The sequence below is a fragment of the Planctomonas deserti genome (assembly GCF_003067705.1).
Taxonomy (GTDB): Bacteria; Actinomycetota; Actinomycetes; order Actinomycetales; family Microbacteriaceae; genus Planctomonas; species Planctomonas deserti.
In genome coordinates, this window is sequence record NZ_QANL01000004.1 from 18,928 (window position 1) to 39,533 (window position 20,606).

Genomic DNA, 20,606 nt, shown 5'->3' on the forward strand with positions numbered 1-20,606 from the left:
GGTGACCGGCGTGGCGGAGGGCGGGACCCGGAACGGCAACGTGTCGTTCTGGTGGACGCAGCTCGGCCTGCCCGCCGCCCGGGCGCCGCTTCCCGGCTCGATCGGCGCCGACGTCTGCATCGTCGGCGCGGGCTTCACCGGCCTGTGGACGGCGTACTACCTGAAGCGCGCGGCCCCGCACCTCGATGTCGTGGTGCTCGAGTCGGAGTTCGCCGGCTTCGGCGCGTCGGGACGCAACGGCGGCTGGCTCACCAACACCATCACGGGCGGCCGGGACCGCTACCTGGCCTCCCGCAGCCGCGGCGAGATCGCCGAGATGCAGCGCGTCCTCAACGACGCGGTGGACGAGGTGATCCGCGTGACGCGGGCTGAGGGCATCGACGCGGGCATCGTGAAGGGCGGCGAGCTCACGGTCGCCACGTCTCCCGCCCAGCTCGGCCGGCTCCGGGCGTTCGCGAAGGCGGAGGCGGCGTGGCCGGCCACGGACCTCGAGGTCCTGTCCGCCGAGGCGGCGACCGAGCGCGTCGCGGTGCGCGGCGCGGTCGGCGCCGTGTGGCACCCGCACTGCGCGCGGGTCAACCCGGCGCAGCTGGTGAGCGGGCTGGCCCGCGCCGTCGAGGCGCTCGGCGTGCGCATCCACGAGCAGACGCCGGTCCGGGAGATCCGCCCGCACGCCGCCGTGACCGACCGCGGCACGGTGACGGCGGACGTCGTCGTGCGCGCCACCGAGGGCTTCACGGCCAATCTCAAGGGCCAGCACCGCACCTGGCTGCCGATGAACTCCTCGCTCATCGTGACTGAACCGCTCGGTGACGACGTGCGGGACGAGATCGGCTGGCGCGGCAGGGAGCTGCTCGGCGACTTCGCCCACGTGTACATGTATGCGCAGCGGACCGCGGATGACCGCATCGCGATCGGCGGCCGCGGCGTGCCCTACCGGTTCGGATCGCGCACGGACAGCGACGGCGTCACCCAGGAGGCGACCATCCGGAAGCTCCGGGCGATCCTCACCGACTTCTTCCCGTCCGCCGCTGATACAGCGATCGAGCACGCCTGGTCCGGCGTGCTCGGGGTGCCGCGCGACTGGGCGGCGACCATGGGACTCGACCCCGCGACCGGCATCGCCTGGGCGGGCGGCTACGTCGGCACCGGCGTCACGACCACGAACGTGGCGGGCCGCACGCTCGCGGACCTCATCCTCGGCCACGACTCCGCGCTGACCCGACTTCCGTGGGTCGGGCACGTCGCGCGGAAGTGGGAGCCGGAGCCGCTGCGCTGGCTCGCCGTGCAGGGCATCTACGCCGCCTACGGGGCAGCGGACCGCATCGAGCGCGCGGGCCGGCCGCGCACGGCGGCGATCGCGCGCATCGCCGACGTCGTCGCCGGGCGGCACTGATGCTTGTGGCGGGGCGCTCCACCCGCCCGACCGCCGTGCCGGAACCGGCGTACGGGCCGCGGGCCGTCGGCGACGCCGCGGGCATCGACGCCGCCCTCCGGCCCGCGTCCCCGGTGCCGTTCTGGCTCGACTCCCCGGCACGGCCGACGCCGGAACCGGCACTCGCGGGTGCCGCGACCGCGGACCTCGTCGTGGTCGGCGGGGGCTACTGCGGCCTGTGGACCGCGCTCCTCGCGAAGGAGCGGGAGCCGGAGCGCGACGTCGTCCTCCTCGAGGCCCGGGAGATCGCCTGGGCGGCGAGCGGACGCAACGGGGGCTTCTGCGAGAGCACGCTGACCCACGGGGCGGAGAACGGCGACCGTCACTTCCCGGACGAGCGGCGGCAGCTGGACCGGCTCGGACTGGAGAACTTCGCCGAGTTCCGCGAGACGCTCGTGCGCCACAGCATCGACGCGGAGTTCGAGACGCCGGGCGGGCTCACCGTCGCGACCGAGCCGCACCAGGTGCCCGGCCTCCGCGCGCTCGCCGAGACGGCCCCGGCCGGGCACTACACCTTCCTGGACGCCGACCGCGTCCGGTCCGTCGTCGACTCCCCGCTGTACCGGGCGGGCCTGCTCGAGACGGAGGGGGTCGCCCTCGTGCACCCCGCCAAGCTGGCGTGGGGACTGCGCCGGGCCTGCCTCGAGCTCGGCGTCCGCATCCACGAGCGCTCCCCCGTCGTCGGGCTGGATCGGGACGGCGACGGCGTCGCGGTGCGGACCCGTGCCGGCCGGGTGCGCGCCCGGAGCGTCGCCCTGGCCACGAACGGCTTCCCCTCGCTGATCCGGCGCACCCGCCTGCTCACAGTTCCCGTGTACGACTACGCCCTCATGACCGAACCGCTCACCGCCGACCAGCTCACGAGCATCGGCTGGACCGGCCGGCAGGGGGTCACGGACTCCTCGCGGCAGTTCCACTACTACCGGCTCTCGGCGGACAACCGCATCCTCTGGGGCGGCTACGACGCCGTCTACCACCGCGGCGGGCGCATCCGCCCCGCTCAGGACCGGCGCGAGCAGACGTTCCGCCTGCTCGCCGACCACTTCTTCCGCACCTTCCCGCCGCTCGCCGACGTGCGGTTCAGCCACGCGTGGGGCGGCATGATCGACATGTCGTCCCGTCTCATGGCCTTCCACGGTACGGCGTGGCACGGCAGGGTCGCGTACAGCGCCGGGTACACCGGGCTCGGGGTGGCGGCCACGCGGTTCGGCGCGAAGGTCATGCTCGACCTGCTCGCCGGAAAGCCCACCGAGTTGACGGAGCTCCGCGCCGTCGGCTCCCTGCCCATCCCGATCCCGCCGGAGCCCGTGCGCTACCCCGCCATCACGCTGACCCGACGGGCGGTCGCCCGGTCGGATGCTCGCGGCGGGAAGGACGGCCTGCTGCTGCGCTCCCTGGACGCGCTCGGCGTCGGCTTCGACTCCTGAGCCGAGCCGCGCCCGACGGCGCGATCAGGCGGAAGGCGAGTAGCGGCGGATCAGCTCGGGCAGCTCGGCGGGCTCGAAGGGCGCGGCCTCGGCCTCGAGCTCCTCGGCGCTCCACCAGCGGTGCGCGTGGATGTCGTCGAACTCCTCGGGCATCCAGTTGTCCGACAGCGGCGCGAACTCGTCCGTGCGCACCGCGAAGAACGTGGAGTGGCCGACGTCGAGGGCGCCGTCGATCCGCCGCCGCTCGAAGTCGTGCTCCCACACCGTCGGGCCGACGCCGTCGACCGACAGACCGGTCTCCTCGAACAGCTCGCGCCTGGCCGCGACCTCCGGCGTCTCGCCGGGATCGATGCCCCCGCCCGGCGTGATCCAGCGCGGCGGCCGGTCGATGTTCTCCGAGTAGTTGGTGAGGAACAGCAGCACGCGGCCCCGGGCGTCGTAGAGGAGGACGCGGGCGGTGTTGCGGACGTGACGCTCGGTCATCCCGGGGTCAGGCGCCGGCGAAGCCGGACGTGTCGCCCACGTACTTCGTGTGGTCGGCGGGGACCGGCTCGACGGCGGCCAGCGCGACCTCCGCCGCGAACTCGGACACGTTGTACAGCTTGCCCGCCGCCTCCTTGCGCGCGCTGATCGCGCCCGGGTTCGCGCGCTCCAGCAGCGTCGCGGTGATGGTGCCCTCGATCATGTCGCCGGACACGACGACGAACTCGACGCCCTTCGCCTCCAGCTCGGGGATCATCGAGCGCAGCGCGTCCTCGCCGGCCCGCTTGCTGTGGGCGACGGGCTCGTACTCCGGCATGGTCTCGGTCGTGTTGATGAAGTGCGCCTGGTGGCTCGTCACGAAGACGACGCGGGCGCCCTCCTGCAGCAGCGGCAGGGCCGCGGTCAGCACGTTCACCTGGGCGTCGCGGTTCAGCGTCATCGCGTAGTCGGCCGCCATGCCCGTCTCCATGCCGCCCGAGGCGTTGAGCACGAGGATGTCGAGCCCGCCGAACTCCTCGCGCACCGTCTCGAACATCTGCCGCACCGAGTCGGGGTCGGTCAGGTCGGCGCCGACCGCGATGGCCGTGCCGCCCTGCTCCGTCAGCTGGCCGACGAGCTTCTCCGCGCGGGCCTTCTTGTTGCGGTAGTTGACGACGACGGACGCGCCGGCCTTCGAGAAGTAGGTCACCGTGTCGGCGCCGATGCCGCGCGAGGATCCCGTTACCAGGGCTCGCTTTCCGTCCAGTGCTCCGGGGGCGAAGGGTTCCGTCACGGGTGTCTCCTCGACTGCTCTGCCTGCGGGCCCGGGGCCGGGCCACCAGCATTCGAGCGTATCCCACGGGCGCCCGCCGGACCGGCCCGGTGCCGCGCGGCCCTGGCCGAACGGTCAGCGGCTACTGATAGCGTTCGACGAAGACGAATCCGCGAGGGAGAGGGGCGGCGATGACCGAGTTCCTGACCGAGTACGCCTGGATCCTCTGGCTCGCGCTCATCCTGCTGTTCATCATCGTCGAGATGCTGAGCCTCGAGCTCACCTTCCTGATGCTCGGCATCGGCAGCCTGGGCGGTCTCCTCGCCGGCCTGCTCGGCGCTCCGCTGTGGCTGCAGATCATCGTCGCGGCCCTGGTGTCCGTGCTGCTCCTCTTCGGCCTCAAGCCCCCGCTCCTGCGCGCGCTGAAGCGCGGCGGTGACCCGGCGCTCAGCAACGTCGACGCACTGCTCGGGATGAGCGGCCTCGTGGTCACGACCGTCGGTGAGTTCGGCGGACACGTGAAGCTGTCGAACGGCGAGACCTGGACGGCGCGGGTCGCCCCCACGGTCGACCTCCCCGAACTCGTCGAGGGCCAGCGGGTCCTCGTCACGGCGATCGACGGCGCCACCGCCTACGTCGCCCCTGCAGAAAGGATCTCCAATTCATGACATCCGATTCGGTGGGCGCCATCGTGCTCTGGGCCGTGCTCGCGGTCGTCGTCATCTTCATCCTGGTGATCCTCTTCCGCTCGATCCGCATCATCCCGCAGGCCAACGCGGGCGTCGTCGAGCGCCTCGGCCGCTACCACAAGACCCTCATGCCGGGGCTCAACCTCCTCGTGCCGTTCATCGACCGGGTGCGGCCGCTCATCGACATGCGCGAGCAGGTGGTGTCCTTCCCGCCCCAGCCGGTCATCACCGAGGACAACCTCGTCGTCTCCATCGACACGGTCGTCTACTTCCAGGTGACGGACGCCCGGGCCGCGACCTACGAGATCGCCAACTACCTCGGCGCCGTCGAGCAGCTGACCACGACGACGCTCCGCAACGTCGTCGGCAGCCTCAACCTCGAGGAGGCGCTGACCAGCCGCGACAACATCAACGGGCAGCTGCGCATCGTGCTCGACGAGGCGACGGGCAAGTGGGGCGTGCGCGTGGGCCGCGTCGAGCTCAAGGCCATCGACCCGCCCGCCTCGATCCAGGACTCCATGGAGAAGCAGATGCGCGCCGAGCGCGACCGCCGCGCGCTGATCCTCACCGCGGAGGGCACGAAGCAGTCCGCCATCCTCACCGCCGAGGGCGCGCGGCAGGCCGCGATCCTCTCCGCGGAGGGCGACGCCCGGGCGCAGGTGCTGCGTGCCGAGGGCGAGGCGCAGGCCATCCAGACCGTGTTCGGCGCGATCCACGCGGGCAACCCGGACGAGAAGCTGCTGGCGTACCAGTACCTGCAGACGCTGCCGAAGCTGGCCGAGGGGCCGTCGAACAAGCTGTGGATCATCCCGAGCGAGCTCACCGAGGCGCTGAAGACGGTCGGCGCGGGCTTCGGCCCCGGCGGCTCCCCGCTGATCCCGGGTAGCGCGACGGGCGCAGCGCACAGTGCCGCGCCGGCCGCAGCCCCCAGCCATGACGCGCGGCCGACGCAGGCCGACTCCTAGCGCGCCCGTCCGCTCCGCGTACTTCACCCCGGCCGAGATGCCGCGGGTGATCGCGCACCGCGGGTTCGCCGTCGACGCTCCGGAGAACACCCTGCTGGCGTTCGAGAACGCGCTCGCGCTCGGTGTCACCCACCTCGAGACGGACGTGCGCGCGACGCGGGACGGGACGCCGGTGCTGTGGCACGACAGGACCGTGGAGCGGCTCGGCGGGTCCTCCGCCCGGATCGCCGACCTCGACCTGGCCCAGCTGCGGTCCATCGACCTCGGCTCCCGTCAGCGCGTCGCCACACTGCGCGAGGCGCTCGAGGCCTTCCCCGATGCGCGCTTCAACATCGACGTGAAGTCCCTCGACGCGGCGGACGGCAGCGTCGCGGTCATCGCCGCCCTGGGGGCGGAGCACCGGGTCCTCCTCGCCTCGTTCTCGGAGCGCCGACGGGCGCGTGCCGTGCGCGCCCTTCCGGGCGTGGCCACGTCCGCGTCCGCGCCCCGGCTCGCCCTCGCGGTGCTCGCCTGCCGTCTCGGGCTGATCCCGATCGCCCGGGTCGCCCTGCGCGGCATCGACGCGGTGCAGATGCCCGACCGGGTGCTGCGCGTGCGCACCACGACGCCCCGGATGGTGCGTCGCCTGCATCGCGCCGTCCGCGAGGTGCACGTCTGGACGATCAACGATCCGCTCGCCATGCGCGCGCTCATCGACGCTGGAGTCGACGGTGTCGTCACCGACCGCTCCGACGAGGCGCGCGCCGCCCTGCACCATCGCCCCTGAGAAAGACCTGGGAAGGGGACGGAACAGGAAAGGTTATCCACAGCGCGGCGTTGCATTGTGTGAACGCTTTGCGGAAGGAGACCGAACGATGGCAGATCGTAGCTTGCGTGGAATGAGGCTCGGCGCGCAGAGCCTGCAGAGTGAAGAGGGCGTGACCTTCTCACCGCGACAGAAGAGGACGTACCGCGCAGCGGACGGCACGACGTTCGACGTCGTGTTCTCAGCCGACGCCGAGGTGCCCGAGGTGTGGGAGTCGCCCAAGAGCGGCCAGGAGGGTCGTCTGATCGATGACGCCGGTGCACTCGTGCAGCCGGAGGCCGTCGAGACGAAGGCGCCCCGCACGCACTGGGACATGCTGCTCGAGCGGCGCACGCGCGCCGAGCTCGAGGAGCTGCTCGAAGAGCGGCTCCAGTACCTCCGCGCCCGTCGGGGCGAGCACAAGATCGGCGCCTAGGCCCGGTCGACGCTTCCCACTCACGCCCTCATCGCCCCTTAGGCGGTGGGGGCGTTCTTTCTGCTCCCGCCCATAGCCGCCCCACCCGAGGGGTCAGGCGCGGCGACGGCCGAACAGCAGGACGGCCAGCAGGGCGGCGATGCCGAAGCCGCTGATCGCGAGCTCGAGCCCGGCGCCCACGAGGCTCGCCGGGGTGACCGCGGTCGCGAGCGGCACCGACTCCACCATGGAGCCGGGCTCGTAGGGCGTGAGCCGGGAGATCGTCGAGCCGTCCGGCGCGATGATGGCACTCGTGCCCACCGTGGAGATGTTCACCACGGAACGGCCGATCTCGATCGCGCGCAGCCGGGCGATCGCGAGCTGCTGCACGTTCTCCTCGGTCTGGCCGAAGTCCGCGTTGTTGGTCTGAGCGAGGATGATCTCCGCTCCGTCGCCGGTCATCTCCCGCACCAGGGCGTCGTCGGTGATGTCGAAGCAGATCGAGATGCCCGCGATCACGCCGCCCACGTCGAGCACGGTGTCGCGGGTGCCCTTCGAGTAGCCGCGCGGCACCATGTCGATCAGGTCCGGCGCGAACGCGCGCCAGAACTCCCGGTCGGGGGCGTACTCGGCGAACGGCACCGGGTGCTTCTTGTCGTACTGGTCCCCGACCCCCTGCCCCGGTAGCCACAGCAGGGACGAGTTGTAGGTGTCCTCCCCCGCCTGGGTCACCGTGCCGAGCACGAGCGGTGCATCCATGGCGGAGCTGATGCGGTCGACGGCCCGCGCGACCGCCGCCGAGCGCGAGGGGTCGAGGTCCGAGCCGTTCTCCGGCCACACGACCATGTCGACGTCCTGGCCGACCAGCGGCGCGGTGGCGTCGAGGTGCTTCTGCAGGTTCTCGCCGGGCAGGTACTCCGCCAGCAGCCCGGAGTTCGTGTTGCCCTGCACGGCGGCGACCGTCGTCGATCCCGTGGTCGGGGCCGGCCAGGCGGGTACGAGGAGCAGCACCGCGAGGGCCGCGACGCCCGCGGTGAGGCGCGGCAGGACCGGACGCCCGGCCTGGCGCGCCAGCTGCAGCACGAGCGCAACGAGGGCGACGAGGAGGAAGCTCAGGCCGGACACGCCCACCCAGGCCACGAGCGGCGCGAACGGGCTCTCGCTCTGCGAGAGGGCCACCCGCCCCCAGGCGAACCCGCCGTACGGCCACGTGCTCGTGACGGCCTCGCGGGCGGTCCACAGGGCCGCGACGGCCGCCGGGAGAACGAGGTGACGGGAGACGGCACCCGTCCAGAGCCGGGGACCCCGGTTCAGCACCACCGCGATCGGCACCGCGAAGGCCGCCCAGAACAGCGACTCCAGCCCGGAGAGCGCGGCCCACGGCACGGGTCCGAGGTACACGGTGAGCCAGGAGATGTGCGTGAGGTAGAAGGCGAGCCCGCCCACGAGTCCGACGGCGGCCGCCGACCAGCCCGCCCGTCCCACCAGCGCGGCGAGGAACGCGCCGACGCCGACGAGCGTCAGCGGCCAGACGCCCTGGTCGGGGAAGCCGGCGGCCGAGATCGGCCCGGACGCGACGGCGAGCAGCAGGGACAGCCAGAGCGGCACGGACGCGCGCCCGCCATCTACCCGGTCAACGCCGGTCAGGGGTAGCCGCTGACCCCGATCGCGGACGTGGGGTCGCGAGCGCCCGGCCGCCGGCGGCGCGGGCACCGCCCGCGGGGACGTGCTCAGGGCCATCAGGACACGCTCGAGTACGCGACGATCCCCCGTCGCACCAGATCGAGGGCGGCGCGGGCGTTGCGGGACACCTTGCCGTCGGCCACGACGGAGAGCTGGTCGAGCAGGTCGATGGTCTGCTTCGCCCAGCGCACGAAGTCGCCCGCGGCGAGGTCGGCGTCGTACAGCACCTCGTCGAGGTTCCCGCCGCGCGCCCACCGGTGCATCGCCGAGCTGAGGCCGGTGGCGATGCCCCCCGTCGTGGGCAGCCGCCGCTCGTGCTCCAGGTCGTCGAGCCGCGCCCAGATCTCCTCCGTGCGCTCGAGCGCCGGCCGGAACGCCCCGCGGGGCAGGTAGCGCTCGGACGGGTTGCCCTCGTCGCGCCGGGGCTCGTAGACCAGCGCGGTGGCCATGGCGGCGAGGCTGGCCGCGTCGAGCTCGGTCCAGACCCCGTGCCGCAGGCACTCGGCCACCAGGAGGTCGCGCTCGCCGTAGATGCGCTTCAGCATCCGCCCGTTCGGCGTGGACACGACGGCGCCGCTCTCGTCGCGCTTCAGGTAGCCGAGCCCGAGCAGCAGCTCGGTCACCCGGTCGAACACCTTCGCCACGGCACCGGTGCGGCTGCGGATCTGCGCGTTCAGGGCGTCGGTCTGCTTCTTGAGCCGCCACCAGCGCTCGCCCCAGCGGGCGTGCTGCTCCCGGTCCTTGCAGCGGTGGCAGGGGTGGGCCTTCATCTGCCGGCGCAGCTCGGTGAGCTCCTGCTGCCGGCTGTCGCGCTCGCCCTTGCTCGAGGTGTCCGCGCGGGCGGCGCCGCGGCGCTCCACCTCGCCGATCTCCCGGCGGATGGCGAAGTACTCGCCGAAGTCGCCGTACTCGCACTGCATGGCTTTGTCGTAGCCGGCGAGTGACTCCTCCTGCTGACGCACCTTGCGGGCGAGGTCGACGACCGCGCGGTCCGCCTGGAACTGCGCGAACGAGGACTCCAGGATGTCGCGGGTGCGCTCGCGCCCGAACTGGTCGATCAGGTTCACGGCCATGTTGTAGGTGGGCCGGAAGCTCGAGTTGAGCGGGTAGGTGCGGCGCGAGGCGAGGGACGCGACGGCCTGCGGGTCGAGCCCGTCCTTCCACTGGATGACCGCGTGACCCTCGACGTCGATGCCGCGGCGGCCGGCGCGGCCGGTCAGCTGGGTGTACTCCCCGGGCGTGAGCGGAACGCGCGCCTCGCCGTTGAACTTCTCGAGCTGCTCGAGCACGACCGTGCGCGCAGGCATGTTGATGCCGAGGGACAGGGTCTCGGTGGCGAAGACGACCTTGACCAGCTTCTTCTGGAACAGCTCCTCGACGACCTCCTTGAACGCGGGGAGGAGTCCCGCGTGGTGGGCGGCGACGCCGCGCTGCAGCCCCTCGAGCCACTCGTAGTAGCCGAGGACGGCGAGGTCCGCGTCGAGGAGGGTGCGGCAACGCTCCTCCACGATCTCCCGGATCTCGTCACGCTCGTGCTGCTTGGTGAGGTTGACGCCGCCCCGCAGCACCTGCTGCACCGCGGCGTCGCAGCCGGCGCGGCTGAAGATGAAGAAGATCGCGGGCAGCAGGTGCTTCGTCCGCAGCAGCTCCACGACGTCCGGCCGCAGCATCTTGCCCTGGTCCGGGCCGGGCCGACCCCTGCCCCGGCCGCCTCCCCCGCCCGCGCCGCCGCCGCCGCCACCGCGGCGGTACGCCCGCGGATCGCGGCCGCCCATGCTCGCCAGCCGGGCCAGCTCGGGGTTCACGCGGTGCGTCGCGGCGAGCCCGGAGGAGTCGAAGAGGTCGAGCATCTTGTGCCGCATCAGCACGTGCTGGTCGAGCGGGACCGGGCGCTCCTCGCTCACGATCACGTCGGTCTCACCGCGCACGGCCTGCAGCCAGTCGCCGAACTCCTCGGCGTTCGACACGGTCGCGCTGAGCGACACGAGTCGCACGGTCTGCGGGAGGTGGATGATGACCTCCTCCCACACCGCGCCGCGGAACCGGTCGGCGAGGTAGTGCACCTCGTCCATCACCACGAACGCGAGGTCGGTCAGCAGGTCGGAGTCGGCGTAGAGCATGTTGCGCAGCACCTCGGTGGTCATGACCACGATGCGGGCGCCGGAGTTGATGTTCGTGTCGCCGGTGAGCAGACCGACCTCGTCCGGGCCGTACTCGCGCACGAACTCGGAGAACTTCTGATTGCTCAGCGCCTTCATCGGCGCGGTGTAGAAGATCTTGTCCCGCGGCTGCTGCATGGCGAGGTAGACCGCGAACTCCGCCACGATCGTCTTGCCCGCGCCCGTTGGCGCGGCGACCAGCACGCTCCGGCCGTCCTCGAGCGCCTCGCAGGCGCGGATCTGGAACGGGTCGAGGTCGAACCGCTGCCGATCACGGAAGGCGTCGAGCTGCGGCCGGGAGGCCCTGCTGCGAGAGGCGGCATACCGCTCGGCGGGGCTCTGCTGGTAGGTCGTCATGAGAGACCGTACTCCGCCTCGAAGGACTTCACCTTCCGGGCGCGACGCTTGTCGTTGAGCAGCGCGATGCCCGCGGCGAGCAGGTACAGCAGGACCATCGGGACGGCCAGCAGGAACATCGACATGACGTCGGCCGCCGGGGTCGCGATCGCGGTGAACACGGTGATCGCGAGGATCGCCATGCGCCAGGAGCGGATGATCGACGAGCCGCTGAGGATGCCCATGGCGTTGAACAGCACGAGGAACGCCGGGAGCACGAACGCGACGCCCACGGCGAGCACGAGCTTCAGCACGAAGTCGAAGTAGTCCTTCGCCGTGATGAGCGAGGAGTCCTGCGCGCCGGCGAACCGGGTGAGGAGCTCGACGATGTGCGGCAGCACCCACCAGCCGGCGACGCAGCCGGCCAGGAACAGCGGCACCGCGGAGAAGAAGAAGCCGAAGGTGTAGCGCTTCTCCTTGCGCGTGAGGCCGGGCACCAGGAACGCGAAGACCTGGTACAGCCAGACGGGGCTGGAGATGATGATGCCCGCGTACAGCGAGATCTGCAGCTTCAGGTCGAACGCGCTCGTGACCGTCTGGTAGTTGAGGGTCGCGTTACGCCCCTGGTCCTGCCCCACCTCGAGGATGGGGTTGCGCAGGGCATTCAGGATGTAGTCAGAGAGGAACCAGCCGACGATGGCCGCAAGCACCACCGCGATTCCGGCGATGAACAGTCGCTTGCGCAACTCGAGGAGGTGCTGCCCGAGGGACATCCTCCCCTCTGCGTTCCTCTGCTTCTGGGAACGGGAGGCCACGAAGACTAGGGCTTGTTCTGCGGGTCACCCGACGGTCGCGTCACCGGGTCGGAGTAGCTCCGGCCGTCCGCGGGCGGGTAGACCGGCGCCGAGGTGTCGTCGAGGCGGGTGGTGGCGTCGTCGCCACCACGGCGCGTCGCACCGGTGTTGTTCTCGTCCTTCATGGTCTTCATCTCGCCCTTGAAGATGCGCATCGACTGACCGAGGCTCTTCGCGAGGCCGGGGAGCTTCGGCGCTCCGAACAGCAGCAGGATGACGACCACCAGAATGATGAAATGCCAGCCCTGGAGATTTCCAAGCATGTTCAGACTCCTTTGATCCGCACGGCCGCGTCCCGATAGTCGGCGCGGGTCAGCATTCTACCGCGCAGGATCCTGTTCTCCCTGCGCATCAGCCGACGCTCTTGGCGTTCCCGGGCGCGAGCGGAATGCGCGGCGACGACCTCGCGTCGCTCCCGCAGCACCGCGGGCACGAAATCGGCCGTGTCGTCTCCCGCGAGCGTCGCCGACATCCGGCTGAGGGCCTCGGTCTTCTCCGCCAGCCGGCCCAGCTCGTCCATGACCGCGACGGCCTTGCGGAAGAGCCACCAGGCCATCAGCGCGAGCATGGCGAGGAGGGCGAGCACGAGCCCGCCCCAGATGAGGATCCACGACCACCACGGCATGGCTACAGGGTACGGTACCGAGCCGCGCCGGCCGCGGCCCACTCCGCCACCGCGTCGCGCGCGGCCTCCGGCTCGAGCACGGTGAGCACACCGGGCATGCCGGCCGCGAGCCGCTTCAGCCCGTGGAAGTGCGCCACGCGCAGCGACGTCTCGATCCAGCCCGGGCGCGTCGCGCTCGGACGCGTCGGCGCGTCCTCGGTGAGATAGTCGCCGAGCAGGGGCAGCGCGGCCTCCGCCACCTCGATCCGCACGGTCAGGTCCTCGTCCGACGGCTCGAACAGGGCGTCCGGGAGCGCGACGTCGCCCGGGTGCCGCACGATGGCGTCGTCGGTCACCGCGAGGTCGCTCATCCGGTCGAGACGGAAGGTGCGGACCGCGCCGCGTCCCGCGTCCCAGCCCCGCACGTACCAGTCCTGGTCGACGGACTCGATGCGGAGCGGGTCCACCCGGCGCCGCTCGCTGTCGCCGCGAGAGGTGCGGTAGTCGAACTCGACCCGCCGGCCCGCCTCGACGGCCTGCCGGATGCGGCCGAGCATCTCGTCGCTGTCCGAACCGGAGACGGCGACCTGGGTCGGGCTGGCCGACGATCCGCGGGCGAGCTTCGCCATGAGGGCGCCGATGGCGTCCCGGTCGATGTTCTCCGGCAGGGCGGACAGGTACTGCAGCCCGGCGATGAGCGCGGCCGCCTCGCGCGCGGAGAACCGCGGCGAGTCGTCGATGGCCACCATGTGGGTCAGGACGATCTGGTCGTTGTCCTCGAAGTCGTCCCAGGCGATGTCGAACAGGTCGCCGTGCTGGTAGGAGCTCGTGGCACCGGGAACGCCGGACACCGCGATCAGGCGCACCGCACGGCGCAGGGCCTCGGGCTTCACCCGGAAGTGCGCGGCCGCCTCGGCGACGCTGACCCTGCCGTGGTCCATGAGGTACGGCACGAGGGCGAGGAGGAACGCGAGCTTGTCCTGCGCCTGCAAAGGTGCCGGCCGGTCAACCATGGTCGGCCTCCCCGTGCCGCTCGTCGGTGCCTCGGACCGGTCGCCCGTGGGCCGCGGCGGTTTGCTCGAGCCGCGCGAGCACCGCGTCCCGCAGCCACGGCGGCGAGAGCACGAGCACCTCGGGTCCGTACCCCGCGAGCTCGTCGGCGAGCAGGTTCATGTCCGAGTAGTGCAGCGTCAGCTGGTTCTCCGCCGTGATTGCGCTGCCCTTGCGGCGCGCGAGCCTCGCGGCCGCATCCGTGCCCGGCGTGACCTCGAGCACGCCGACGCCGTTGGCCCAGATGGCGTCGAGCTCGGCGAGGGCGTTGGCGGCGTGGTCGCCGCCGTCGTCGGCGAAGCTCTCCCCCGTCGGCTGCACCGATCCCACGATGCGCGACAGCAGGAAGGTGCGCTTCTCGGCCACGTCCTGGTCGATGCCGTGCACGTGCCAGCGCCCCTGGTGCTGCACGAGGGCGAGCGGCGCGAGGGTGCGCACGCGCGCCTCCGACTCGCCGGGCTTCAGGTAGCGGAAGCGCACGATGCTGTGCCGCTCCAGAGCGACACTCAGCGGGTCGAACGCCGACTCCCGGGAGCGCAGGCGCGGCGCGTAGCCGAGCACGGGCTCGTCGGACTCGACGCCGAGGGACCGCAGCTTCATGAGCGCCCGCCGCGACTCGCCGCTCAGGGAGCCCTCCCGCCACACCATGGCGGCGAGGTTCAGCAGCGTCGTCTCCTCGTTGGAGAACGTGATGTCGGCCGGCAGCTCGTAGCTGCCCCGCGGGATGCGGTAGCGGAGCGAGTGGTTGTTGCCGGGCTGGTCCGGCGCCTCGGTGGTCTCGAGCGGCACCCCGAGGTCGCGGATGTCGTCCTTATCTCGCTCGAACTGCCGCTCGAGGTTCACGTTGTCGCCGCCGGTGCGGTAGCGCTGACGGTAGCCCTGCACCGTCGACAGGATCTCGTTCTTCGTCAGGCCGGACTCGGTCGCGAGCAGCGCCAGGACAAGGCTGAACAGGCGCTCCTCGACGGGAACGCGCGGAGCGTTCTTCGGCTCAGCCACGTTCGTATCCTATTGACTCGGAAATCCCCCACACCGGACCCAGTATATCGAACAAATCTTCGATACCGGTCCGGTGAGGACTAATCGTCGGACTTGTCGACCCCGAGAACGTCGATGACGAAGACGAGGGTGGAGTTCGCCGGGATGGCGCCGCTGCCCTCCTCGCCGTAGGCGACGTCGGGCGGCAGCACCGCGAGCACCTGGTCGCCGACGCGGGCGCCGACGAGGGCGTCCGCGAACCCCTTGACGACGCCGGGCTGGTCCGCGCTGCCCTCCTGGGCGGGGAACTGCACGGGCGTGCCGTTCTCCCAGCTCGAGTCGAAGACCTCGCCGGTGTCCCAGAGGACGCCGGTGTAGTTCAGGGTGACGGTGTCGCCCTTTGCGACTTTGTCACCGGAGCCCTTGCGCAGCAGGGTCTCGCGGTACTCGGTGGGGGCGTCGGAGGCCGGGATGGTGATGCCGGGGACGCCGTCCGGGTCGGTCACGACCGACGGGAAGCCGTTCCTCGCGGGCTGGGGGTCGCCGGTGGCACGGGTCGGGTACGCCTCGACGACGTCGGCGACGAAGACGAGCGTGTCGTTCTCGCCGAGGCCGAGCTGAGCGTTGCCGTCGGCGCCGAAGCCCTCCTTCGCGGGCAGCGCGACGGCGACACGGGAGCCCTCGGTCGCGCACTGCATGGCGTCCTGGAAGCCGGGCAGCGCGCTCAGCGACTGCAGCGTGACGATCTGCGGCTCGCCCGTCGACTGACTCACGCTGACCGGGCTGTACGGGTTGATGGCGTCGCCGGTGGCGCCGTTGTAGACCGCGAAGTTGAGCAGGACGGGGGTCTTGAGGCCGATCCGGTCGCCCTCCCCCTCGTCGAGCGTCGTCACCTCGGTGCGCGACGCGATGAGCGGCGTCGGGAACGTGACCTCGTCCGGCTCGGCGCCCACGGCACCGGCCGCCTTGATGGCCTTCGACGAGTTGCCCGACGGCACGCCGCAGGCCTCCGCCTGGGTCGGCGCGGGGCTGCTGCACGCCGACAGGGTGAGCAGCAATCCGGCGCTCAGGACGAGCGCGGCAGTCTTCTGCACGGATCCTCGTTTCGTGAAGGGGGGGTTTATCGAGCCACAATTCTACTGAGTGCGGCACCGGGGTCTGTCCGCCCGAGGTATGGGGTGGGCGCCTCAAGGTGAGCGCTACGTGGTGTGCGCCACGGGACCGACGCTTACGGGGTCGACTCGGGGGAGCTTTCCGGGCGGGGGTCCCCGGCCGCGTCGCTGTCCTCGCCGTCGTGCTGGTCCTCGCCGCGGTGGGTGGCGTAGTCGGCACCAGCCGTCGCCGCACGCACGCGGCGGCGGAGGCTCTTGTCGCTGACGTTGCGCTCACCGAGGGCGCCGGGCGTCCACGCCTCGACGTCCTCGTCGGAGAACTCCGACTTCGATGCGCGCCGCTTGAGCTGCGGCAGCACGGCGCCGGGGGCGAGCCGGCGCGCGGTAAGCAGGAAGCCGGTGTGGCCGATCATCCGGTGGTCGGGGCGCACCGCCAGTCCCTCGACGTGCCAGCCGCGAATCATCGTCTCGGAGGCGTCCGGATTGGTGAAGTTGCCGCTCGCCCGGATCGCCTCGGTCACGCGGGAGAGCTGGGTGACGGTGGCGATGTAGCAGAGCAGCACGCCGCCGGGCTTGAGCGCCTCGGATACGGCGTCGACGCACTCCCAGGGCGCGAGCATGTCGAGCACGACCCGGTCGACGGAGCCCGGCTCGGTCACGGTCGGCAGAGCCTCGGTGAGGTCGCCGAGGGTGATCGACCAGTTCTCGGGCTCGGAGCCGAAGTAGCTGGTCACGTTGCCCCGGGCGACGTCGGCGAACTCCTCGCGACGCTCGAAGGAGAGCAGCCGGCCGTCGGGCCCGAGCGCGCGCAGGAGCCACATCGACAGGGCGCCGGACCCGACGCCCGCCTCCGCCACCGTCGCGCCGGGGAACACGTCGGCAAGCGCGAGGATCTGCGCCGCGTCCTTCGGGTAGATGATGGCCGCGCCGCGGGGCATCGACATCACGATGTCGGTGAGCAGCGGGCGGAGCGCGAGGTGCTCGACGCCGACGCCGTTCTCCACGACGGAGCCGTCGGGCAGGCCGATAATCGCGTCATGCTCGATGGCGCCGCGGTGGGTGTGGAACACCTTGCCGGGCTCGAGGAAGATCGTGTTCATCCGGCCCTTGGGGCCGGTGAGCTGCACGCGGTCGCCCGCCTGGAAGGGGCCGCTGAAGCGGGACGCGTCGGTCATGCGGGCTGCACCACCAGCACGAGGTCGTCGACGGTGCGGTGCTCGAGGGTGTCCCAGAGGGTGTACTCGGCGCTCGGGGGCAGCTGGGTGACGTGCGGCACGCCGATGGCCGAGGTGCCGGCCGCGACGGCGGCGGCGAGGCCGGGCGCCGAGTCCTCGATCGCGACGCACAGCGCCGGCTCAACGCCGAGCCGGGATGCGGCGAGGAGGTACGCCTCGGGGTGCGGCTTGGGGTGCGTCACGAGGTCGCCGGCGACGACGACGTCGAAGGCGGGGAACGGCAGGGCGTCGGCGATGGCGCGCGCCATCTTCTCGATCGACATGGTCACGAGGGCGGTCGGGATGCCGGCCTCGCGCACGGAGCGCAGCAGCTCGACCGCGCCCGGACGCCACGGCGGCGCCTGGAGGGTGAGCTCGAGCACCTCGTCGGTGAGTCGCGCGACGATGTCGTCGGCGGGCAGGTCGACGCCCGCATCCTGCAGCATCCGCGCGGAGTCCCAGAGGCCCATGCCGACGTTGCGGAGGCCGTCCTCCTTCGTCCACACTCCCCCGAAGGACTCGACGAGGTCCTGCTGGCACTGCTGCCAGTAGGGCTCGGTGTCGACGATGGTTCCGTCCATGTCCCAGAGGACGGCAGCGGGGATCTCGATGGTCACGGGGTCTGAGTCTATCGGCGCGGGCTGCGCCTATCCTTGACACGGGCCCGTCGACGGCGGGCCGACCGGGTCCACAGGTGAGGGAGCCTCAGTGACAGATGGCACGAGCTTCTCGAGCGGACGACTGCTCGTCGTTGCGTTCGAAGGCTGGAACGATGCGGGCGAGGCCGCGAGTGGCGCCGTGCGCGCCCTCAAGGAGCTGCTCGATCTCGTGCCGATCGCCCAGGTGGACCCGCAGGAGTACTTCGACTTCCAGTTCAACCGGCCGCAGGTCGTGCAGGACGAGGAGGGGCACCGCCTCATCGAGTGGCCCGGCGCGACGATCTACGGACCGCGCGAGCCGCGCAGCGCCGGCGCGCCGCTCGCCGAGGACGCCCACCTGTCGGTGAGCGGTGACAACGGCGGCAACGTCTTCCTGCTGCTCGGCACGGAGCCGTCCCGCAACTGGAAGGCGTTCACGGCGGAGATCCTCGACACCGCCCGACAGGCCGGCGTGCAGGGCATCGTGATGCTGGGCGCCCTGCTGGCGGATGTTCCGCACACCCGCCCCATCTCCGTCTTCGCGACGAGCGAGAGCGCCGCCGTGCGCAAGGAGCTGGGCATCGAGCGCAGCACGTACGAGGGACCGGTCGGCATCCTCTCCGTCATCGCGGAGGCCGCCGACGCGATCGGAATCCCCACGGTGTCCGTGTGGGCGTCCGTGCCGCACTACGTGCACAGCGCGCCCTCCCCGAAGGCGACGCTCGCCCTCATCGACCGCCTCGAGGAGATGGTCGACGTGACCATCCCGCGCAGCGACATGGTGGACGAGGCGGCCGCCTGGGAGGCGGGCATCGACGCGCTCGCCGGCGAGGATGAGGAGATGGCGGCCTACATCGAGCAGCTCGAGCAGGCCCGCGACACCGTCGACTCGCCCGAGGCGAGCGGCGAGGCGATCGCCCAGGAGTTCGAGCGCTACCTGCGCCGCGGCGACGGTCGAGAGGGTCGTGAGGGCAAGGCCGACGGCCGCCCGCCGGAGGACCCCCGCCGCCCCCGCGACTGACCCCGCGGCACGGTCCCTGGGAAGCACGGTCCCATCGCGGTCGCTGACCATCACGAGCGCTGAGGAATACGGTCGCTGAGGAATACGGTCGCTGAGCTTGTCGAAGCGACCGAGGGCGACCTCGCGTCCCTCCGACAGACTCAGGGACCGAGAGGGTGCTGCCGGTCCGCGCTGACCGTTCTCAAGGGCTTCGCGAGCAGCGACGGCATGTGAACGGTGCCGCCGCCCATGCGGATTGATGTTCCGTATACGGTCGCTGAGCTTGTCGAAGCGACGTGAGGTGCGCCGTGTCTCTTCGACAAGCTCAGGGACCGTGGGGACGGAACACCGAACCAGGGCATGCAAGGTCAGTCGTCGGGTGGGGTCGGCTCGAGCGAGTGGACAGAGTCCCGGGGCCGGAGGCGGTGTCGGCGGGCGTTCCAGTCCTGGACCGCTCGGCTGTTCGTTGCCAGGTGCCGGGGTTCGCGGGTCGGGCTGATCGACCTCGGCGGGAGCAGTGTGTAGTGCCCACCGGTCCGGCGGATGTCCCAGCCGTGGTTGTGCAGGAGCAGGTGGTGATGCTTGCAGAGCAGGACCCCGTCGGCGATGTCGGTCTTGCCGTGATCCCGCTTCCACTGGTTGACGTGGTGGGCCTCGCACCAGGATGGTGGTCGGTCGCATCCGGGCCACATGCACCCGCCATCCCTTACGGCGAGGCCAGTGCGCTGCCGGGCGGTGAAGAGCCGCTGTTCCCGTCCGACGTTGACGCATTGCCCGTCGTCGTCGAGGACCACGGCGACCGTGCCGGTGGAGCAGACCTCTCGGCGGACGGTCGCGATGCTCACGGCCTCACCCGTGTCCTGGATCGAGCCGTGGCCCTGGCCGGAAACGAGGCTCTCCTTGGTCACGATCACCCTCACCGCGGGTCGCCTGGACCCGTACACCTGTCCCGGGTCGGCGTCTGCGCCGATACGAAGCAGTTCCAGGAACCCGTCCGCGGCCAACCGATCCGTCGGTCGTGGGTCGTTGACGATCGCGTCGATCCGCGCCCGATCCTCTTCCTTCACGAACCGTGGGCCCCCGCGACGCGGGTTCGTCAGCTCGTCGAGGACGGAGAGGAGGAACGCGCCGGGTTCGGGGGCGTAGAGGAACTTGCCCTCAACCATGCCGTCCGGGCGCTTCCATGCCTTGAGGTGCTGTTGCTCGAGCTGGGCCTTTTCGCGTTTGGCGACCTCGGTGTCGTCCAGGTCGTCGCGCAGTTGGCGTGCTCGGCGGTGCAGCTGCCCTGCCGTGAGGGTCGCCGCGTCTTCGATGAGTTCTCGTGCCGCCTCCGCCAGCGCTACCGGCGGCACGGATTCGGTAGGCAAGCCGAGACCGGCGCGGATGGCGTCTGCCTGAGTGATGGAGATCCGTCCGTCGGTGACCGCGTGCGCGATCGGCGCCTGCCAAGGGGTGGGCGGGGCTGGCAACTCGGGGTGCTCGCGCTTCAGGGTTTCCACCGCATCGGTCTCGGCGAGCATCTTGCCCACCTCCACGATCGAGACGGCACCGCCCTTGGTCGTTCCGGTGATGGCTTCCACCATGGCTTGGGGCGTGCGGTAGCCCTCCTGCTGCGCCAGGCCAGCCGAACCGAGGTCAGGCACCGAGCGGCGGTTCAGCTCACCTGCGATCCAGGCCGAGAAAGTATCGCAGCACTGTCGCAGGTCAGCGATAGCGTGCAGCGCGTTCAGCAGATCCTGCTTTGGCAGCAGCGTGAATCCGGCGGGCGAGGAGCCCAGGCGTGCGACGGTGTCCGCTGTGCGGAGGAGCGTCGCTGCCGGGGTTCCCATAGCACACATTCTACCACGTCGAAAGTTTCTTCGACAATGAACTTTGGCCCTGTAGAGAACTTCTGTGAGCCCGCTCGTCGGAGTGGTCAGCGTCCCTTCGACGAGCTCAGGGACCGTGCGGCGCGTCAGGGACCAGGAGGTCCTGTTGCCGAGGCGTCCGCTAGCGTCCCTTCGACGAGCTCAGGGATCGGGATGAGTCC

At 71.2% G+C, this 20,606-nt stretch carries 20 protein-coding genes; 7 read left to right on the plus strand and 13 right to left on the minus strand.

The genetic code is table 11. The annotated features are described in order from the left end of the window. The first annotated feature begins 1 nt into the window (after position 1). Both DAI20_RS13595 and DAI20_RS13600 read left to right on the plus strand, forming a co-directional pair. Entirely contained in the window at positions 2–1,396 is a 1,395-nt protein-coding gene (locus DAI20_RS13595; protein WP_240606082.1) for an NAD(P)/FAD-dependent oxidoreductase, read from the plus strand. Next, positions 1,396–2,862 carry an NAD(P)/FAD-dependent oxidoreductase gene (locus DAI20_RS13600; RefSeq protein ID WP_108251776.1) on the plus strand — a complete coding sequence of 489 codons (1,467 nt, stop codon included), beginning with the start codon at positions 1,396–1,398 and terminating at the stop codon, positions 2,860–2,862. Before DAI20_RS13595 ends, DAI20_RS13600 begins: the two co-directional genes overlap by 1 nt. A 24-nt stretch (positions 2,863–2,886) precedes the next feature. On the opposite strand, the gene DAI20_RS13605 is transcribed toward DAI20_RS13600, so the two are convergent. Both DAI20_RS13605 and DAI20_RS13610 read right to left on the minus strand, forming a co-directional pair. Next, a complete protein-coding gene (locus DAI20_RS13605) occupies positions 2,887–3,345 on the minus strand; it encodes an NUDIX hydrolase (RefSeq protein WP_108251778.1) in 459 nt (152 codons plus the stop codon). 7 nt (positions 3,346–3,352) lie between these two features. Beyond that, a complete protein-coding gene (locus DAI20_RS13610; RefSeq protein ID WP_108251780.1) occupies positions 3,353–4,117 on the minus strand; it encodes an SDR family oxidoreductase in 765 nt (254 codons plus the stop codon). 170 nt (positions 4,118–4,287) lie between these two features. On the opposite strand from DAI20_RS13610, the gene DAI20_RS13615 reads away from it, so the two are divergent. The 4 genes from DAI20_RS13615 (at position 4,288) to DAI20_RS13630 (ending at position 6,970) form a co-directional block, all read left to right on the plus strand. After that, on the plus strand, positions 4,288–4,764 hold the full coding sequence (locus DAI20_RS13615; protein ID WP_108251782.1) for an NfeD family protein: 477 nt from the start codon (positions 4,288–4,290) through the stop codon (positions 4,762–4,764). Further along, positions 4,761–5,750: an SPFH domain-containing protein gene (locus DAI20_RS13620; RefSeq protein ID WP_108251784.1), complete on the plus strand. Its 990-nt coding sequence runs from the start codon at positions 4,761–4,763 to the stop codon at positions 5,748–5,750. Before DAI20_RS13615 ends, DAI20_RS13620 begins: the two co-directional genes overlap by 4 nt. Then, positions 5,719–6,516 (plus strand): glycerophosphodiester phosphodiesterase family protein, encoded by a 798-nt coding sequence (locus DAI20_RS13625; protein WP_108251786.1) that lies wholly within the window; start codon positions 5,719–5,721, stop codon positions 6,514–6,516. Before DAI20_RS13620 ends, DAI20_RS13625 begins: the two co-directional genes overlap by 32 nt. A gap of 88 nt (positions 6,517–6,604) precedes the next feature. Beyond that, a complete protein-coding gene (locus DAI20_RS13630) occupies positions 6,605–6,970 on the plus strand; it encodes an RNA polymerase-binding protein RbpA (RefSeq protein ID WP_108251788.1) in 366 nt (121 codons plus the stop codon). Between the two features lie 93 nt (positions 6,971–7,063). Here DAI20_RS13630 and lnt read toward each other — a convergent pair whose 3' ends face one another. The 10 genes from lnt to DAI20_RS13680 form a co-directional block, all read right to left on the minus strand. Continuing rightward, the gene (gene lnt / locus DAI20_RS13635) at positions 7,064–8,689 is read right to left on the minus strand and encodes an apolipoprotein N-acyltransferase (RefSeq protein ID WP_108251790.1); all 1,626 of its coding nucleotides are present in this window, start codon (positions 8,687–8,689) and stop codon (positions 7,064–7,066) included. After that, positions 8,689–11,148, minus strand: a complete 2,460-nt coding sequence (locus DAI20_RS13640) for a DEAD/DEAH box helicase (protein ID WP_108251792.1) — start codon at positions 11,146–11,148, stop codon at positions 8,689–8,691. Before DAI20_RS13640 ends, lnt begins: the two co-directional genes overlap by 1 nt. Beyond that, a complete protein-coding gene (gene tatC / locus DAI20_RS13645; RefSeq protein WP_108251794.1) occupies positions 11,145–11,900 on the minus strand; it encodes a twin-arginine translocase subunit TatC in 756 nt (251 codons plus the stop codon). Before tatC ends, DAI20_RS13640 begins: the two co-directional genes overlap by 4 nt. A gap of 47 nt (positions 11,901–11,947) precedes the next feature. Next, entirely contained in the window at positions 11,948–12,244 is a 297-nt protein-coding gene (gene tatA / locus DAI20_RS13650) for a Sec-independent protein translocase subunit TatA (protein WP_108251796.1), read from the minus strand. Positions 12,245–12,246: 2 nt separating this feature from the next. Then, on the minus strand, positions 12,247–12,606 hold the full coding sequence (locus DAI20_RS13655) for a hypothetical protein (protein WP_108251798.1): 360 nt from the start codon (positions 12,604–12,606) through the stop codon (positions 12,247–12,249). A gap of 2 nt (positions 12,607–12,608) precedes the next feature. Beyond that, positions 12,609–13,598, minus strand: a complete 990-nt coding sequence (locus tag DAI20_RS13660; RefSeq protein ID WP_108251800.1) for a helix-turn-helix transcriptional regulator — start codon at positions 13,596–13,598, stop codon at positions 12,609–12,611. Continuing rightward, complete coding sequence (locus tag DAI20_RS13665) at positions 13,591–14,634, minus strand: helix-turn-helix transcriptional regulator (RefSeq protein WP_108251802.1); 1,044 nt, start codon at positions 14,632–14,634, stop codon at positions 13,591–13,593. Before DAI20_RS13665 ends, DAI20_RS13660 begins: the two co-directional genes overlap by 8 nt. A gap of 80 nt (positions 14,635–14,714) precedes the next feature. After that, on the minus strand, positions 14,715–15,707 hold the full coding sequence (locus DAI20_RS13670; RefSeq protein ID WP_108251804.1) for an FKBP-type peptidyl-prolyl cis-trans isomerase: 993 nt from the start codon (positions 15,705–15,707) through the stop codon (positions 14,715–14,717). A 134-nt stretch (positions 15,708–15,841) separates the two neighbouring features. After that, positions 15,842–16,900 (minus strand): tRNA (adenine-N1)-methyltransferase, encoded by a 1,059-nt coding sequence (locus DAI20_RS13675; protein WP_108251806.1) that lies wholly within the window; start codon positions 16,898–16,900, stop codon positions 15,842–15,844. Next, positions 16,897–17,556, minus strand: a complete 660-nt coding sequence (locus tag DAI20_RS13680) for an HAD family hydrolase (RefSeq protein WP_240606083.1) — start codon at positions 17,554–17,556, stop codon at positions 16,897–16,899. The genes DAI20_RS13675 and DAI20_RS13680 overlap by 4 nt, the downstream gene beginning before the upstream one ends. A gap of 91 nt (positions 17,557–17,647) precedes the next feature. On the opposite strand from DAI20_RS13680, the gene DAI20_RS13685 reads away from it, so the two are divergent. Beyond that, entirely contained in the window at positions 17,648–18,598 is a 951-nt protein-coding gene (locus DAI20_RS13685) for a PAC2 family protein (protein WP_108251808.1), read from the plus strand. A 347-nt stretch (positions 18,599–18,945) separates the two neighbouring features. On the opposite strand, the gene DAI20_RS13690 is transcribed toward DAI20_RS13685, so the two are convergent. Next, positions 18,946–20,406: an HNH endonuclease signature motif containing protein gene (locus DAI20_RS13690; protein WP_159085065.1), complete on the minus strand. Its 1,461-nt coding sequence runs from the start codon at positions 20,404–20,406 to the stop codon at positions 18,946–18,948. Positions 20,407–20,606: the final 200 nt, after the last annotated feature.

Bases quoted from the DNA above. Each gene is read 5' to 3' on its own strand.
- DAI20_RS13600 (WP_108251776.1), top strand. From the start codon at position 1,396: ATGCTTGTGGCGGGGCGCTCCACCCGCCCGACCGCCGTGCCGGAACCG.
- DAI20_RS13605 (WP_108251778.1), bottom strand. From the start codon at position 3,345: ATGACCGAGCGTCACGTCCGCAACACCGCCCGCGTCCTCCTCTACGAC.
- DAI20_RS13615 (WP_108251782.1), top strand. From the start codon at position 4,288: ATGACCGAGTTCCTGACCGAGTACGCCTGGATCCTCTGGCTCGCGCTC.
- DAI20_RS13620 (WP_108251784.1), top strand. From the start codon at position 4,761: ATGACATCCGATTCGGTGGGCGCCATCGTGCTCTGGGCCGTGCTCGCG.
- DAI20_RS13625 (WP_108251786.1), top strand. From the start codon at position 5,719: ATGACGCGCGGCCGACGCAGGCCGACTCCTAGCGCGCCCGTCCGCTCC.
- DAI20_RS13630 (WP_108251788.1), top strand. From the start codon at position 6,605: ATGGCAGATCGTAGCTTGCGTGGAATGAGGCTCGGCGCGCAGAGCCTG.
- lnt (WP_108251790.1), bottom strand. From the start codon at position 8,689: ATGGCCCTGAGCACGTCCCCGCGGGCGGTGCCCGCGCCGCCGGCGGCC.
- DAI20_RS13640 (WP_108251792.1), bottom strand. From the start codon at position 11,148: ATGACGACCTACCAGCAGAGCCCCGCCGAGCGGTATGCCGCCTCTCGC.
- tatC (WP_108251794.1), bottom strand. From the start codon at position 11,900: ATGTCCCTCGGGCAGCACCTCCTCGAGTTGCGCAAGCGACTGTTCATC.
- tatA (WP_108251796.1), bottom strand. From the start codon at position 12,244: ATGCTTGGAAATCTCCAGGGCTGGCATTTCATCATTCTGGTGGTCGTC.
- DAI20_RS13655 (WP_108251798.1), bottom strand. From the start codon at position 12,606: ATGCCGTGGTGGTCGTGGATCCTCATCTGGGGCGGGCTCGTGCTCGCC.
- DAI20_RS13660 (WP_108251800.1), bottom strand. From the start codon at position 13,598: ATGGTTGACCGGCCGGCACCTTTGCAGGCGCAGGACAAGCTCGCGTTC.
- DAI20_RS13675 (WP_108251806.1), bottom strand. From the start codon at position 16,900: ATGACCGACGCGTCCCGCTTCAGCGGCCCCTTCCAGGCGGGCGACCGC.
- DAI20_RS13690 (WP_159085065.1), bottom strand. From the start codon at position 20,406: ATGGGAACCCCGGCAGCGACGCTCCTCCGCACAGCGGACACCGTCGCA.